Genomic DNA, 16,050 nt, shown 5'->3' on the forward strand with positions numbered 1-16,050 from the left:
AAAAGAGAGATACATGAAAATTTTCCTTATCGGATACATGGGCTGCGGCAAAAGTACAAAAGCTAAACAGTTGGCACATCGTTTAGAATGCCCTGTGATTGATCTTGACGCCGAAATTGTTTCAAAAACAGGTAAAAGTATTGCCGAATATTTTGCTGAATATGGAGAAAGTGGCTTTAGGGATTACGAAAGCAACATGCTTAAAACCTTCGATTATCCAGAAACCTGTGTGGTAGCTACTGGAGGCGGATTGCCATGCTTTTTCGATAACATGGAATGGATGAATGCAAATGGTGAAACCGTTTATTTGCAAATGGAGCCAGTGGCTTTGGTATCACGTTTACATAACCGCCAAAAACGTCCCTTAATTAAAGATCTGGATGATGAACAGCTTTTAGAATTTATTAAAGAGAAACTCAAAGAACGTGATCCTTTTTATACCAAAGCTAAGTTGATTGTAGACGCATTTGACCTGGACGGGGAAAAGTTGGAAGAAGCGATTGAAAAGAATCGTTAGATTTTCTTTGCCAATAAAACAATTTGCTTTAGATAAGATTTCCCCTAAACCCTAAACCCTAAACCCTAAACCCTAAACCCATCGTCAATTATTTTTGCTGATAATAATGCCAACGGAATTCCTCCGCCCGGATGCACGCTACCCCCACAGAAATATAAATTTTTAACTTTCGAACTGAAATTGGGATGCCTTAAAAAGGCAGAAAACTGATTGTTGGAGCTGTTGCCATACAGAGAACCTTGATAAGAACCGGTTTTGCTTTCAATGCTTCTGGGATCTAAAATCTGCTCGCAGATAATGTCTTTTTCAATATTCCTGTTTAACAATCGACTGATCTTTTTGATAATATTTGTCCTGACTTCTTTAATCAACACATCCCAGTTTTGACCATTATTAGCCGGAACGTTTATCATTACAAACCAATTTTCACTATCTGTAGGCGCATCCCCTCTAATGTGTTTGGCGCTAATATTAATGTAAACGGTAGGGTCGCTGCTAATGGTTTTATCTTTCCATATGGCATTAAACTCCTTTTGGTAATCCTCAGCGAAAAAGATGTTGTGCAGGCCCATATCGCTGTAATTCCCGTCCATGCCCCAGTAAAAAATCAAAGCAGAGCTACTCCGTTCCTGGTTTAATAATTTTTTAGGTCGAGCTATGTTTTTAAGGAGGTTTTTATAAGTAAACCAGATGTCGAGGTTCGAAACAACAACGTTAGCTTTATAGATTTTATCGTTAACTTTTACGCCCTGTACTTCGGGGTTAAGTCCATTGGAATATATGATTTCTTCCACCTTTTGATTGTAATGAAATCTTATTCCCAACTCTTCTGCCAATTTTATCAGGGCAGTAACAATACTGTACATCCCTTTCTTTGGAAGAAAGGCTCCGTAGTGGTACTCGAAATGTGGAATTATATTCAATGTGGCCGGTGCCTGATAAGGATCGGAACCATTGTAGGTGGCATAGCGGTTAAAAAGCTGTGCTATTCTATCGTCTTTAAAGAACGATCGGTTTGCTTTTGCCTGTGTTCTAAAAGCGTCAATCTGGCCAAAACGGAATATAGATTTTAAGGTGTCCCAGTGCAGGTAGCTTTTAATTTTATGCAAACTTCTTTCCAAAAATACACGGTGGGTAACATCATAAATGGTTTTGCTTTTGTTTAAATAGCGCTCAACCTCTTTTGCAGTTGAAGCTGTTTTTTCTTCTATTTCCTTGGCAAATTCATCGAGATCTGCGCTTGCGTTTAACCTTAAACCATCTTCGTAGAAATAACGGCAAATTTCTTTTAATTTTAGATATTCAAAATAATCTTCAGGGTTTTTACCTGCCAGTTTGAAGAGTTCATCCACGTACCGGGGCATGGTAAAAAGGCTCGGTCCGGCATCAAACCTGAAACCGTTCATTTTTATTTCTGCCAGCTTGCCTCCAGGTTTTGAATTAGCTTCAAAAACATCAACCTCATAGCCCTTTAAGGAAAGACGGATTGCCGATGCAATTCCAGCAATTCCGGCGCCGATAACTATTGCTTTTGGTTTAGGCATGATGCGAAAATAAGATAAATATTTTACTAACTTGAAGTGATGATTAAGGATGAAATTATAATTTATAAAACAGAAGAGGGTTTGCCTGCGATAGAAGTTGCTTATGGAAATGAGACTGTTTGGCTAACGCAACAGCAAATGCAACAGCTTTTTAATAAAACTAAACAGAATATTAGTCTTCACATTAAGAATATATTTGAAGAGAATGAATTAGATAAAATATCAACTGTCAAGAAATCCTTGACAGTTCGAAAAGAAGGTAATAACCTGAGTTCGATAATTATTTGCTGAAAATTATATCTTATTTACGCCTAATCCCGCTTTATCGTCCTGCTGAATTTATTTCAGCATCTTTTTAGCGTGAAAGACCCTGAAATAAATTCAGGGTGACGACCGTCTTAACAGAAAACTTGATTAAAACGCCACAAAATGAGATTTAATAATCGAACTCAGGTTAATAGGTCAGTTAGTAGAGAAATTGAATTTTATTCTTTGGATGTAGTTATTTCCATAGGTTACCGCGTAAAATAATAAACTATAAAAATTAACCTATTTTAACTCCTCTAAATATAGCTTCGTTTGTTTTTCGATCTCGTTGGTGGCAAACTTAATGGCCGAACCAACTCTGGTGGTTTCGGATTTTACAGGCATCTTGTTTACCGTTGCCAAAGCATCAGTATACCATTTGGCCCACACTTCAATAATGTGTTTCTCATCCGTTGCGGTTTTCCCCTTTGCAATTTCCTTTTTGCTCAGTTCAAATTCAGTTTTTAAGCGGGTTAAAGCATCAGTTTTGACTTTCGAGATTGTGGCTATCGCAGTATTTTCATCTGCAGAAATTAAAGTATAGGCAGCAGTTAAACCACTTATCCCAACATTTTTCATTTCGGTTGGCGAAACTTTATCAATCCTGTCGTTATCCGTATGGTAGAAAACATCGGTAAAGTGCCACATCAATAATCCTGGAATTTTATTTTGCAAAAATGGTGTGTGGTCGCTGCCACCTTCGAACGGATTATAATTAACTGTCCAGTTGGCAAATTTGCCCTGTGCTTTACAGATATCGATGATAAAATCGTTAAAATAATGCGGAAAAAGATCTTTTTCAGTAACATCGCCAGCGCCCCATTCGGTATGTTTATCCGTTCCCCTTGTCCAGATAGCCGATGGATCGGGCATTTTTTCAATCAGGAATGAGCCGCCGGTTTTTTTAGTGTCCTCGCCAACCATATCCAAACTCATTCCCCACATAATGCCTTTGGCCCGGGAGGTATCTTCGGTAATATATCTTCTTGTTGATACAATTTCGTCGCCCCATAAAAAAGTGAGGCTACGCTTCGGACTTATCTTTTTTGCCTGATATAATGCTGCTGTTAATCTTGCCATTTCAGCTAATGTACCAACACCGCTTGCATTATCGTTTGCACCGGGTTCCTGAACATGTGCACTGAACACAAAACGTTCATTTGGATTTACACTGCCTTTAACATTTGCGATAATGGTTAATTCTTCTGAGGGGTAAATTTTAGTCTGAATATTTACCTTCAATTTAGTCTCGCCTTTTAAGCAGGCTGCTTTTAATTTTTCTTTAGCAGCATAAGATAAAAGCAATGTCCATACCTCACTATTGGCTTTCATGCTCCCAAACTGGATAGAAGTTTGGTGTACCTCTGGTTGAGTATACTTTGGCATCGAATAGCCCAGCACGCCAATGGCTCCCGCTTTTGTGGCTATTTGAAGCAAACGTGATGGACTGTTCTCGGAAAAAAGGATTTTCCCTTTCAGATCCATTTTTTCTATTTCGGCAGGTAATACGTTGGCAATGTAAACCACATTAGCTGTAACATCTCCTGCAGCTGTTGATCCGCAATTGATCGGGATCATGTTGCGGTTAGTTTTATAAGAGATGAGCGGTTTTGTTTCGCCAACGATATCAATATTGGCATCAACAGGTTCCCAGGTATTGTTTTTCATCGCTCTTTTTTCGATGCGATAAGTTAAAGGAGCCTCAAATTCATTCTGCTTCTGTTCTACAAAACCAGCTTTTTTAAGGATGTTTTCTACATAATGGATACTGGCATTAAAACCTGTGTTACCGGGTACGCGGAAGTATTTTTCTACAAAAGCAGTTGTTTCATAAGCGTTTTTTTCTAGGAAACCAGCCCGCGTTAGCGTGAAATATTCATCTGTCGAATTTTGTGCATAACATCCCAATCCCGCCAAAAGCAGTACAAAAAGTATCTTCGTTTTCATGATCGTTAGTAAAAAGCGAAAGATAACAATAGCTTTTGAATCTTTTTTACCAAATTTAAACAGGTAATCATGTATGCAAATATAATATTGTATGTTATATTTGCATACATGATTCTCCGAAATTTAGAACCAGTACTTAAAGAAGCTTTGCAGCGTAGCCCTGTTGTGGTGCTGTTAGGCCCCCGTCAAATAGGTAAAACTACATTGGCCATTAGCCTTATTGATGATGTTAAGTCTATATATGTAGATCTCGAGGACCGGTTAGATCGAGAAAAAGTTAGAGATATTACTGCTTTCCATCAAAATAACAAAGAGTTACTCTTAATTCTTGATGAAGTTCAACGTTTACCTGAAATATTTTCGCAAATAAGGGGGATTGTAGATAAAGAGCGTAGAAGAGGGAATAAGACCGGACAATTTCTGTTTCTCGGATCGGCATCTTTAGATTTATTAAAACAATCTAGCGAATCGTTAGCTGGAAGGATTACTTATCTGGAGCTTTTTCCTGTAAATGTTATAGAGTATGCACAAGAGGATTTAGCTAAGGTTAACGACCTTTGGTTGAGAGGTGGATTTCCGGAGAGTTTATTAGCTGCATCGGAGAAAAATAGTTTGATATGGAGGAGAGACTTTATCAAAACATATTTAGAAAGGGATATCCCTCAATTGGGGCCACGTATTCCTGCAGAAACACTCGAACGTTTTTGGACAATGCTCGCCCACAATCAAGGTAGTGTGTTAAACGCAGCCCATTTGGCGCGCAATATTGAGGTTACAGGAGTAACTATAGCTAGGTATTTGGACTTGATGGTGGATTTATTATTAGTTAGGCGACTAAAGCCATATACTGTTAACGTTGGAAAACGACTTGTGCGATCACCAAAAATATATGTACGAGACAGCGGCCTTACTCATGCCTTGCTCAATATAAAAAGTTATAATGAACTACTTGGCCATCCGGTAGTAGGTGGAAGTTGGGAAGGCTTTGTGATCGAAAATATTATGTCTGTAATTCCATCGGGAGTACAGACTTACTACTATGAAACACCTGGAGGTGCCGAAATAGATTTAATTCTGGAGTTTTCAAATACCGAAAAATGGGCAATAGAAATTAAAAGAAGTTCTGCGCCTTCATTATCAAAGGGTTTTTACTTTGCTTGTCAAGAGGTAAAACCCAGCAATAGCTTTGTTATTTATGCAGGTAATGATACCTTTACGATGCAGGGCGGAGCTATAGCGCTGCCACTGCATGCATTAATGCAAAAACTTTTAAGTTACGCGTAACGTCTTCCCTTCTTGTTTTTCAATCCTTCATCAACCGATAATGGGCCTGAACCTACTACCCAAAACATGATGAGCAGAAACAGCACCAGTACCGAAAACCACAATTCCGAATTCGGTGTGGAGAAACCCGGTGTAAGGTTAACAAAAAATACTGCAAACAATAAGATTGGAATCTGAATTACTACGGCAAAGCGGGTAACTAAACCTAAAGTAATTAAAACACCCCCAACCAAATGCGCAAATGCAACAACATGAATGGCGACACTGATGAGCATGCCCGAAAAACCAAATACGTTGTTTTGTGTAATCATGTTCTGAAGAACCGAAGTGTCGCTAATAAAAGAAACACCTTTTCCAAAAATGATCAGGCCAAGTACAATCCGAAGATAATCTAGCCATTTTGAGTGATGAACATCTCCCCAATGTTCAATTTTACGGATAACGTTCATAATGAACCTCCATTTTTATGTGAATGATACTTTAAGTTACGGATTTTTTATTTAGTTATCAAATAAGGGATTGAAAATCAATAGATCGCGATTGTGGTTATTGTAAAAGGAGTGATTTAACCTTCTGATGTAAAATTAACATAAAATTAATTTATACCGTTTTGGTTTTTGGTATGAATTTAGTATTATTGCTTAAATAGATAGGTTTTTTATCATGAGCAAAGAAATATTAGAGTTTTCTGTACTGGTGGATGAAAAATTTGACCTTAAATTTAATTGGTTAGATGGCTTTTGGGGCGCGGCATTTAAATTTTTTGGAAAATAATTTTTAAAATCAGGGTTCCATTGCCGGACAGTTCTTGTTCGAGTAGGATGATTATGGCCAATCTTTTGATTAATTGGTTTTTAAACCCTCTACCTTTCTGCCCTTAACCTTTAACCTCTTTTTTCTATATTTGCAAAATAATGAGTAGAAGAAAACCTGGTACGGTAACTATTGTTCCAAACGTACATATAATCGATATTGCTGAAGAGGGAAAAGGTGTTGGCAAGGCTGACGAATTGGTCATTTTTGTTGATAAAGCCGTTCCTGGTGATGTGGTAGATGTCCGGTTGACCAAAAAGAAGAAGAATTTTGCTGAAGCAATCATCGATCAGCTTCATGAAAAATCAGCGTTGCGTACTGATCCTTTCTGCCCTCATTTCGGAACCTGTGGCGGTTGCAAATGGCAGCATATGGGTTACGATGCTCAATTAAAGTTTAAGCAGAAAAATGTTGAGGCAGCTTTACAGCGTTTAGGTAAAATAGATACCTCAGGAACTGAACCGATTTTAGGCTCAGAAAAAAACAGGTATTACCGAAATAAATTAGAATTTACTTTTTCGAACAAACGCTGGTTGGAAAAAACCGATGTAGAACGCGATGAAGATTTTGACATGAATGCGCTGGGTTTTCACGTACCATTGCGTTTTGATAAAATTTTAGATATCGAGCATTGTTATCTACAGGATGAACCTTCTAATTCGATCAGAAACGCTGTTCGTAAATATGCCTTAGAAAATGACCTGTCGTTTTACGATCTGCGTAACCATGAAGGCGTTTTGCGTAACCTGATTATCCGTACTTCCAGCACAGGAGAGGTGATGGTTGCTGTGGTATTTGCTTATCCGGAACAGACACAAGTTGATGGCTTGATGGGGTTCCTTAAAAATGAATTTCCACAGATTACCTCTTTGCTGTATATCGTTAACCAAAAAAAGAATGACACTATTTTCGATCAGGATGTGGTGGTTTTCTCCGGTCGCGATCATATTTTTGAAGAAATGGATGGCATCCGTTTTAAAATTGGAGTGAAATCTTTTTATCAGACCAATTCTGAACAAGCCTTCGAACTATATAAAATCACCAGAGATTTTGCCGGATTTAAAGGTGATGAACTGGTTTATGATTTATACACTGGTGCTGGAACGATTGCAAATTTTATTGCCAAAAACGTAAAGCAGGTAGTTGGGGTAGAATATGTGCCAACCGCTATTGAAGATGCAAAGTTTAATTCAGCGTTAAATGGCATTGATAATACGGTTTTTTATGCCGGAGATATGAAAGATATTCTTACTTCAGAATTTATCCTGGCGCATGGTAAACCAGATGTGGTGATTACCGATCCGCCACGCGCTGGTATGCATGCAGATGTAGTACAGAGATTGCTTGAAATGGAGTCTGAAAAAATTGTCTATGTAAGCTGTAATGCAGCCACACAGGCAAGAGATTTAGAATTATTGAAAGAAAAATACGATGTGGTGCGCATTAAACCTGTAGATATGTTTCCGCACACGCAGCACGTAGAGAACGTAGTATTGTTAAGGTTAAAGGCATAAGGTTCATAGTCCTTAATATATCAACCTAAGCCCTACACCTTAAACCCAAAACCTTTTACCTTAAAATGGATAGAGAAGAATTATTAGGCGCAACGCCAGAAGAGAACGGAACACCACAAAAAAAGCAGGAAAGTCCGCTGATAAGTCTAGAAAAAGATTTAGAATTTTATGCTGATGCGATTAAAGAAGTAGCAATCGAGATTATGGTTGAAGGCATTTCTGCCCACCCAATTTTTATTGCGCATCAACATGAGGTGAACATTGGCGAACTTATCTTAAACAAAGAAGAACTTAATACCGATTGGACGATACAAGCCTCTACTTTGGAAGAGTTTGTGGAAAAAGGAATCATCAGCAAAGAGAAAAAGGAACCTTTCTTAAAGGTTTATAAAAAACCAGAAGATTTTATGTGCGTATTCGTAATTGTTCCTGAAGGCGCCAACTTTATTTACTATCCGTATAAAAAGGGCAGAGGGTAGAAAGGCTGAAGGTTTCCTCCCTAAGCCTTTAATGATCAGAATCTGTGTAATCTATTAATCTGTGCAATCACCGAATAAAAACGCCGCATTGTATCCACAAAGCAGCGCGTTATTATTAACTAAACTAAACTTTTAATTTACGTGGTGTAAATCTCCACTTTTTGAGCTTGATGTTTTCTTGAGTGAAGCATTTCCCTTATAACTTACATCGCCACCACCACTTGCACTGGCCTCTAAGCCTTTATTTACATAAAGATTTACATCAGAACCACCAGAAGCCTGCACCTTTGCATAATCTGTAATTAATTCATAAGCATCGATATCGCTACCTCCACTAGATTGAATGGTCATATTTTCTGCTTTGCCTTTTAAATCGAGATCACTGCCGCCGCTTGATTGAATAGATAGATCATTGCAAACAACCGTTAATTTTAAATCCGATCCTCCTGAAGAGCGAATAGCAAGTTTATCTGTTTTGATCTGGTTTTGTGTAAAAACATCCGATCCTCCCGATGCTGCAATTGCATTTAGGGTTTTAAAACTTACATAAGCTTTAATGGTGCGGTTTTTAAACATGCCGCTCCAATTGATACCGTCTTTAAACTTTATGGTAACATTGCTTCCACTCTGCTCAACAACAATATCTTTTAATGTTTCAGAATCAGATTTTATACTCACACTTTCGCTACCGGCCTGAGTGAGGTATAAATCTATACCGCTGCTTACTCCAATGCTATTGAAGTTTTTAACGGTAAAACTTTTAGTATCTTGCGCCTTAGCCATGTAGCTGGTTATGATGATAAACAAAATGGCGGATGATTTGATAAGGGTTTTCATAGTCGTTTTTTCGTTAAATGATTCTGAAGCTATCATTACGCAGCATTTGGGCAACGATGGCTTCGATTTTGTGTTTTGGTTATAGATTAGACGCATCTCTGATGAAAACGTTGCAAACAATTCAAATTATTTTTCAAATAGTTTGAATTTCATCCTTAAAATCGTTCTTTTTGTATTCAATCCTTTTTATACAATGGCATCGCAATTACTTATTCTCAACAAGAAACAAATTCAGCAGAAAATAGATCGTATCGCTTATCAGATTTTAGAAGATAACCTGAATGAGAAAGAAGTGGTGCTTGCCGGTATTTGGGACCGTGGTTACAAACTAGCGCTAAGATTAGAAAAAGTGCTTAAAAAGATTTCGGGCTTTAAACTAACTTTACTGCGTATCGATCTGCAGAAAGAAAGCAGCAAATTGGTAGCTTCGACAGATCTGGATGAAAGCCATTGGAAAAACAAGGTGATCATTATTGTCGATGACGTATTGAACAGCGGTAAAACCCTTGCTTATGGCTTGGGTGTTTTCTTAAATACGCCGCATAAAAAAATACGTACAGTAGTTTTGGTTGATCGAAGCCATAAAATTTTCCCTATTGCCACCGATTTTGTTGGTCTTGAACTGGCTACCATCTTAAAAGAACATGTAGATGTGGTAATGGATGTGGAAGGTGAAGAAGATCGGGTTTATTTGAGCTAAAAAAAATGTAAAACGGAGGAGGTAAGATGGGTGATGGAATTTATCTTAGGTGACATTGTCCTCGTTTGTAACGAGGATATGCGAGAATAGCGATTGTATCGCTTGATCAGAAACAAGAAAAGAAATTAATATGGGCACATTACAAATGTGCACCTCATTAATCCTCGTTACAAACGAGGACTATAATTCATCTGTGCTATCGTCCTCGTTTGTAACGAGGATGCACGAGAATAGCGATTTTATCGCTTTTTTTAAATCAATTCAATTTTCACCAAACCTTTAATTCCAGCATAATCTTTAGCGCTACTGTAAATGTATTGCTCGGGAGATTCAACAATACCAGCTTTAACTGGATTATCATGGATATAATGTAGTTTTTGAAAAGCATCGATTTCTTGTAAATCGATAGGATGATTGTCGTCTTGCCAGATTTTGTGATTTTCTGCCCGATTGGTCTTTCTAGCTTCGAAACTAAACTTATCTAAAAGCCAATCTCTCCTACTTTCAGGTATCTCTTTAATGGTAACAGCCAATTGCTTCGAAGTGAATTTTTTAAAATCTCTCAAAAAATCAGACATTTTATTTGGCTCTTTACATCTTCCAATAAAATGAATGTGATTCGTCATCAGAACCCAACCATTTAATATTAATCCTTTATTCTCGATACAGTGATTTAACGAATCGACAATTATGTTTTTATATTCTGGTCTTGTAAATAAGTCTATCCAACCAACTATTGTACATGTTATAAAATAAGCCTGATTTTGATCAGTAATTATATATCTGCTTCCTCCCATAATCAAATAAGATTTTTTAATGTCTTTAAGTTATTATCCTCAGTTGTAATGAGGATGCTTGGGAGATCTACTCGTAAATATAAAGAAATAATATTCTGTATTGCAAATTTGGATCATCGTCCTCGTTTGAAACGAGGATGCCAGAGAATAGCGATTTTATCGCTAGAAATACAAATAAATTTTTGAAACTATTACACCACATTGCAAATGTGGATCTCGCTAAGAGGTTGTATCATAAAGGCGATTTCACCTCAAATGCTGTCATGTTGAGCTTGTCGAAACACCTCAAAGAGTATTTAACAGGCCCTTCGACAGGCTCTCCGAAGGAGTCCTTTGGACAGGATGACAAATCTATATTTATGATACAACCTCCTATAGTCGTCTTAAAGAAACCACATTTGCAATTAACCTCAATTTTTTGCAATTTCCCGAAATGTATCAGCCTAGAAAAAATAATTTGATCTTCAGCTTTTTCTCCTGGTACATCCAGTTTATCATCAAAAAAGATTTTTCAGCTTTTAAGTATGGTGAGGTGGAGATTAAACAAGATGCGGCTATATTGATTTTGGCCAATCATTTTAGCTGGTGGGATGGTTTTTTCCTTTTTTACATCAACAAAAAAGTATTTAAGAAACAATTTCATGTTTTAGTGAATGCCGAAAACTATACTAAAGTTGGTTTTCTAAAGTATCTTGGTGCTTTTGCGGCCGAAAATAAAGGTAAAGATGTTTTAGAAACGCTTAATTATGCAGGCAGATTGTTAGATAGCCCCGCAAATTTGGTACTTGTATTCCCCCAGGGCAAATTATATTCAAACCATCTCAAAAATATCAGTTTCGAAAAAGGAGTGATGCAGATGATCAATGCCAGTCAGAAAAAAATCAATATTATTTTTGCAGCCACCTTTATTGATTATTTTGCAGAAAGAAAGCCCTCAGCTTATACTTATTTGCAGCATTGGGAGAATGAAGAATATGTGAGCTTGCAATTGCTGAAAAGTGCCTATAATAAACATTACGATCAATCGGTTGTTAAACAAACTCAGCTAATTGAATGACAATTTTTATTTACGCCGTTTTAATTTTCCTGGTGATCCGGTTTTCGGTTACTGTTTTCAATTTTCTTTCTAACCCTAAGTTGCCGAGAGTGGTTAAACACTATCATGATAAGGTTTCGATCTTAATCCCTGCACGAAATGAAGCAGCGGATATTTTAGAATTGCTCGTTTCGATAAAAACCCAGGATTACACCAATTATGAAGTTATTGTTTTGGATGATAACAGCGATGACAATACTTTCGGTGTAGTCGAAAATTTTTGCCTTACGAACCCGCAATTTAAAGTGGTAAGCGGTAAAGCGTTACCTCAAAACTGGCTTGGGAAAAATTATGCCTGCCATCAGCTTAGCGAACTGGCTACAGGGAAATATCTTTTGTTTATCGACGCAGACGAATCAGTAAAAAGAGGATTGATCAATAGCCTGATCAACCGGATGGAAATTGGAGGCCTTGCTTTGTTAAGTGTTTTTACCAACCAAACTATAAAATCGATAGGCGAGTGGTTAACAGTGCCCTTAATGCATTTTATACTGCTAAATTTATTGCCTTTGCGATTGGTTAAACTTTCGAAAAATCCAGCATTTTCAGCAGCAAGCGGACAGTGCATGTTTTTTAATGCCAATAATTACAAAGAAAACCATTGGCATGAACGGGTTAAACATCAGGTTGTGGAAGATGTGGAGATTATGAAGTTGGTAAAACAAGAAAAATTTAATGCAGAGGCCCTTTTAGCCAACGGACTGATCTATTGCAGGATGTACAAAAATTTAGGCGAAAGCTTAAACGGTTTTAGTAAAAATTTACTGGCGGGTTTTGGTAATAACATCATAATATTATTACTTTACCAGCTTTTGGTAACTGTAGGGCCAGTAATTTTAATCTTAAACTTTAATATTGCTTTACTTGTATTACCATTAACTTTAATAGTATTAAGTAGAATGATGATCTCCTATTTATCGGGACAAAATGTTTTGATAAATCTGATTTTACATCCCTTACAGATGTTGTTCTTCTTAATCATTTCATTCATTTCTATAAAAAAACATATTTTTAAAACGAGCACATGGAAGGGCAGAACGATTTAAAGGTTAAAAGGATTGCAGTTGCAATAATTGTCGTTTTTCACATGGTTGGCTTGCTTGGCTTCTTAATTCCTGTTGCCCAGCCTTATTTTATCAAACTGGTTCCCTTTCATTTGTTGCTGATGTTTGCCGTAATTGTTTTTTCGTACAATGCCGATGTGAAACGTTTATTGTTACTGGTTTCGGGTGTATTTCTCTGTGGCTTTTTAGTCGAGGTACTGGGCGTGCATACCGGAAAGATATTTGGCAGCTATTATTACGGCGATACATTGGGCTACAAAGTTGCTGCGGTTCCATTACTAATGGGTGTAAATTGGATAATCCTTATTTTCAGTGTTGGGCAAATGATGAAAAGTATGAAAATCAGGCATAGTATTCTGGCTTCTGTTCTCGGTGCTTTTATACTGGTAGGTTTCGATTTCTTTTTGGAACCTGTGGCCATGAAATTTAACTACTGGCAGTGGGACTGGCATGAAATCCCTGTTCAGAATTATGTAGCATGGTTTATTGTTTCGGTAATATTGTTAAAGTTTTACTATGCTTTGGGCTTAAAGCAACAGAAATATATTGGTACTGTAATGTTCGTTTCACAGCTAATCTTTTTTGTTGTCTTATACATGACAACCGGAACAAATATTTTTGCTTAATTTTGTGAGGTTATTTAATTAATTTTATATGATGGAAACACTAATCGTACAGCCTAAAAATAAAAAGCAGCTTATGGCAGTTGAGGCCGTGTTACAAGCATTGAATGTAACTTTTAAAAAAGGGAAAAGTTATAGTTCTGAATTTATAAGTGAAATAGCTAAAGGGGAAGATGATGTGAAAAATGGACGTTTAACAAGGGTTAAGGATGTTCAAAATATATGGAAAAGTATTTTGTAGACATTACAGATCAAGCTAAAAAACAATTAGCTGAGATCCTTAAGTCAGGAGATAAAGCTTCCATTAAAAAAATCCAGCAAATTTTTATAGAATTAAGTATTCATCCAGCATCAGGCGTAGGTAAACCTGAAAAATTAAAATTTGAATTTTCTGGCTATTGGTCAAGACAAATAAATAAAAAAGATATGTTAGTCTATAGAATCGATGAAGAGATTATTACTGTATTTGTAATTTCTGCTAGGGGACATTACCACGATAAATAACTAATCCCGAGAAAAAATGAGCAACTTAAACTTACAGGTCAACATCGATAAATCATCAGGCTTTTGCTTTGGCGTAGTATATGCCATAGAAATGGCCGAAGATATTCTGGATAACGAAGGTTATTTATATTGCCTTGGTGATATTGTGCATAACGATGAAGAAGTAGAGCGTTTAACCAATCGCGGATTAAAAATCATCGATCACGAAGTATTAAAAAACTTAAGGGACGAAAAGGTTTTAATCAGGGCTCATGGTGAGGCGCCATCAACCTATCAACTGGCTTTAGAAAATAACCTGACTTTAATAGATGCTTCATGTCCTGTTGTGCTGAAATTACAGAATAGGATTAAAAATTCACATGATGATGATGAGCAAGTACTTATTTTTGGTAAGCACGGGCACGCCGAGGTAATCGGATTACAAGGTCAAACAGATGGTAAAGCAATTGTTTTTCAGGATCTGGCCGAGCTGGATAATGTAGAATTGCCTGCTAAATTTACCCTATATAGCCAAACCACTAAAAGCACCGATAAATTCTATCACATTAAAGATGAATTATTGAGCCGTGGTTATGAAGTTAAGGCTAACGATACCATTTGCCGGCAAGTATCTAACCGTTACGAAGAGCTGGAAGATTTTGTAAGTCATTATGATAAAATCGTTTTCGTATCAGGCAAGAAATCTTCTAACGGAAAAGTGCTGTACGATGTTTGTAAAAAACACAACGATAATTCTTATTTCATTTCGAATGTTGAAGAGTTATATCAAACCTGGTTTAACGAAAATGATAAAGTTGGCATCTGCGGTGCTACTTCTACACCAATGTGGCTGATGGAAAAGGTTAAAGCCGCTTTGGAAAAATACTAGATTTATCATGAGAGGCGTCACCCTGAATTTAGTTCAGGGTCTTTATAACGGAGAAAGATGCTGAACTAAATTCAGCATGACGAAATAAAATAAAAGCCATTGAAAACTGTAAACCCACATACCGGAATTCTGGTTGCGTTAACCATAATTGTCTGTTGGTTTGTTTCTCTTTATTTCTTGCTTACATGGAATTTTGCCTGGAGCAATCCCTTGGTTTATCTGATGATTGTTGTTCAGATGCATTTGTACACCGGTTTGTTTATTACCGCCCACGATGCGATGCACGAAACGATATCGCCAAACCAAAAAACAAATAATTTTATTGGCTATCTTTCCGTTTTTCTCTACGCAGGTTTTTTTTATAACCGTTTGTATGCGAAACATCACCAGCACCACCGTCATGTACACAGTGAAGAAGATCCTGATTTTGCGCCGCATGGCTTTTGGAAATGGTATTTCCGTTTCATGTTAAATTATGTCACGATAATTCAATTGGTAATTATGGCCATAACTTATAATGTGTTGAAAATCTGGATTGATGAAAAGAACCTGCTGTTGTTTTGGGTACTGCCATCCTTATTAAGCACTTTTCAGTTATTTTATTTCGGAACCTATTTGCCGCATAAGGGGGAGCACGATAATGAATATCATTCGTCTACCTTACAGAAAAATCATTTTGTTGCCTTTATTACCTGTTACTTTTTTGGCTATCATTTAGAACATCACCAAAAACCAGGCATACCTTGGTGGCAATTATATAAAGCAAAAGATTGATGTATTTAGGTTTTAGAAAGCAAGGTTCTGCGCTTTTGTTAAAGTTGGTCGTGGTGTCAGATGTTGCCATCTGACACTAAATATCCGTGGTGTTGGATGTTACCATCCGACACTAACTAATTTTCAAATAATATTTACTTGTTCGATTGTCAGATGATAACATCTGACACTAAATATCCGTGGTGTTGGATGTTACCATCCGACACTGACTAATTTTCAAATAATATTTACTTGTTCGAATTGTCAGATGATAACATCTGACAGCACGCTATCCGTGGTGTTGGATGTTACTATCCGACACTGACTAATTTTCAAATAATATTTACTTGATCTAAAAAAATGTCAGATGGTAACATCTGACAGCACATTGATGGATTCCACAT

19 protein-coding genes are annotated in these 16,050 nt (G+C 37.0%); 14 read left to right on the forward strand and 5 right to left on the reverse strand.

Translation table 11 applies throughout. The annotated features are described in order from the left end of the window. The first annotated feature begins 13 nt into the window (after positions 1-13). Positions 14-517: a shikimate kinase gene (locus AW17_RS08020; protein ID WP_029275613.1), complete on the forward strand. Its 504-nt coding sequence runs from the start codon at positions 14-16 to the stop codon at positions 515-517. 65 nt (positions 518-582) lie between these two features. Here AW17_RS08020 and crtD read toward each other — a convergent pair whose 3' ends face one another. Then, complete coding sequence (gene crtD, locus AW17_RS08025; RefSeq protein WP_029275614.1) at positions 583-2,061, reverse strand: 1-hydroxycarotenoid 3,4-desaturase CrtD; 1,479 nt, start codon at positions 2,059-2,061, stop codon at positions 583-585. Between the two features lie 39 nt (positions 2,062-2,100). Between crtD and AW17_RS08030 the strand changes: the two genes are divergently transcribed. Further along, on the forward strand, positions 2,101-2,352 hold the full coding sequence (locus AW17_RS08030) for a virulence RhuM family protein (protein WP_051691700.1): 252 nt from the start codon (positions 2,101-2,103) through the stop codon (positions 2,350-2,352). A gap of 258 nt (positions 2,353-2,610) precedes the next feature. Here AW17_RS08030 and AW17_RS08035 read toward each other — a convergent pair whose 3' ends face one another. Beyond that, entirely contained in the window at positions 2,611-4,314 is a 1,704-nt protein-coding gene (locus AW17_RS08035; protein ID WP_029275616.1) for a M28 family peptidase, read from the reverse strand. Between the two features lie 108 nt (positions 4,315-4,422). On the opposite strand from AW17_RS08035, the gene AW17_RS08040 reads away from it, so the two are divergent. Next, positions 4,423-5,598, forward strand: a complete 1,176-nt coding sequence (locus AW17_RS08040) for an ATP-binding protein (protein ID WP_029275617.1) — start codon at positions 4,423-4,425, stop codon at positions 5,596-5,598. Here AW17_RS08040 and AW17_RS08045 read toward each other — a convergent pair. After that, positions 5,589-6,047 carry a DoxX family protein gene (locus tag AW17_RS08045; RefSeq protein WP_029275618.1) on the reverse strand — a complete coding sequence of 153 codons (459 nt, stop codon included), beginning with the start codon at positions 6,045-6,047 and terminating at the stop codon, positions 5,589-5,591. The two genes, AW17_RS08040 and AW17_RS08045, sit on opposite strands and share 10 nt — an antisense overlap. Before the next feature lie 214 nt (positions 6,048-6,261). Here AW17_RS08045 and AW17_RS08050 point away from each other — a divergent pair, with 214 nt between their 5' ends. The 3 genes from AW17_RS08050 (at position 6,262) to AW17_RS08060 (ending at position 8,404) form a co-directional block, all read left to right on the forward strand. Further along, positions 6,262-6,372, forward strand: coding sequence for a hypothetical protein (locus AW17_RS08050; protein ID WP_029275619.1), 111 nt, complete (start codon positions 6,262-6,264; stop codon positions 6,370-6,372). 140 nt (positions 6,373-6,512) lie between these two features. Next, the gene (rlmD, locus tag AW17_RS08055; protein WP_029275620.1) at positions 6,513-7,925 is read left to right on the forward strand and encodes a 23S rRNA (uracil(1939)-C(5))-methyltransferase RlmD; all 1,413 of its coding nucleotides are present in this window, start codon (positions 6,513-6,515) and stop codon (positions 7,923-7,925) included. Positions 7,926-7,990: 65 nt separating this feature from the next. Beyond that, positions 7,991-8,404: a hypothetical protein gene (locus AW17_RS08060; protein ID WP_029275621.1), complete on the forward strand. Its 414-nt coding sequence runs from the start codon at positions 7,991-7,993 to the stop codon at positions 8,402-8,404. Positions 8,405-8,536: 132 nt separating this feature from the next. Here AW17_RS08060 and AW17_RS08065 read toward each other — a convergent pair whose 3' ends face one another. Beyond that, complete coding sequence (locus tag AW17_RS08065) at positions 8,537-9,241, reverse strand: head GIN domain-containing protein (RefSeq protein WP_029275622.1); 705 nt, start codon at positions 9,239-9,241, stop codon at positions 8,537-8,539. 193 nt (positions 9,242-9,434) lie between these two features. Between AW17_RS08065 and AW17_RS08070 the strand changes: the two genes are divergently transcribed. Next, a complete protein-coding gene (locus AW17_RS08070; protein WP_029275623.1) occupies positions 9,435-9,941 on the forward strand; it encodes a phosphoribosyltransferase family protein in 507 nt (168 codons plus the stop codon). Positions 9,942-10,192: 251 nt separating this feature from the next. Here the strand turns inward: AW17_RS08070 and AW17_RS08075 are convergent, their stop codons facing one another. Next, positions 10,193-10,738, reverse strand: a complete 546-nt coding sequence (locus tag AW17_RS08075) for an REP-associated tyrosine transposase (protein WP_029275624.1) — start codon at positions 10,736-10,738, stop codon at positions 10,193-10,195. Positions 10,739-11,171: 433 nt separating this feature from the next. Here AW17_RS08075 and AW17_RS08085 point away from each other — a divergent pair, with 433 nt between their 5' ends. The 7 genes from AW17_RS08085 (at position 11,172) to AW17_RS08115 (ending at position 15,667) form a co-directional block, all read left to right on the forward strand. Then, positions 11,172-11,795 carry a 1-acyl-sn-glycerol-3-phosphate acyltransferase gene (locus AW17_RS08085; RefSeq protein WP_029275626.1) on the forward strand — a complete coding sequence of 208 codons (624 nt, stop codon included), beginning with the start codon at positions 11,172-11,174 and terminating at the stop codon, positions 11,793-11,795. Continuing rightward, entirely contained in the window at positions 11,792-12,880 is a 1,089-nt protein-coding gene (locus AW17_RS08090) for a glycosyltransferase family 2 protein (RefSeq protein WP_029275627.1), read from the forward strand. The genes AW17_RS08085 and AW17_RS08090 overlap by 4 nt, the downstream gene beginning before the upstream one ends. Beyond that, positions 12,859-13,524 carry a carotenoid biosynthesis protein gene (locus tag AW17_RS08095; RefSeq protein ID WP_051691701.1) on the forward strand — a complete coding sequence of 222 codons (666 nt, stop codon included), beginning with the start codon at positions 12,859-12,861 and terminating at the stop codon, positions 13,522-13,524. Before AW17_RS08090 ends, AW17_RS08095 begins: the two co-directional genes overlap by 22 nt. A 31-nt stretch (positions 13,525-13,555) precedes the next feature. Beyond that, positions 13,556-13,762: a DUF2683 family protein gene (locus AW17_RS08100; protein ID WP_157280245.1), complete on the forward strand. Its 207-nt coding sequence runs from the start codon at positions 13,556-13,558 to the stop codon at positions 13,760-13,762. Next, positions 13,744-14,025, forward strand: coding sequence for a Txe/YoeB family addiction module toxin (locus tag AW17_RS08105; protein ID WP_029275630.1), 282 nt, complete (start codon positions 13,744-13,746; stop codon positions 14,023-14,025). The genes AW17_RS08100 and AW17_RS08105 overlap by 19 nt, the downstream gene beginning before the upstream one ends. 16 nt (positions 14,026-14,041) lie before the next feature. Next, the gene (locus tag AW17_RS08110) at positions 14,042-14,893 is read left to right on the forward strand and encodes a 4-hydroxy-3-methylbut-2-enyl diphosphate reductase (RefSeq protein ID WP_029275631.1); all 852 of its coding nucleotides are present in this window, start codon (positions 14,042-14,044) and stop codon (positions 14,891-14,893) included. A 99-nt stretch (positions 14,894-14,992) separates the two neighbouring features. After that, complete coding sequence (locus AW17_RS08115; protein WP_029275632.1) at positions 14,993-15,667, forward strand: fatty acid desaturase; 675 nt, start codon at positions 14,993-14,995, stop codon at positions 15,665-15,667. The last annotated feature ends 383 nt before the right edge of the window (positions 15,668-16,050 follow it).

Origin of the sequence: Pedobacter borealis DSM 19626 (assembly GCF_000708285.2) — a bacterium.
Taxonomy (GTDB): Bacteria; Bacteroidota; Bacteroidia; order Sphingobacteriales; family Sphingobacteriaceae; genus Pedobacter; species Pedobacter borealis.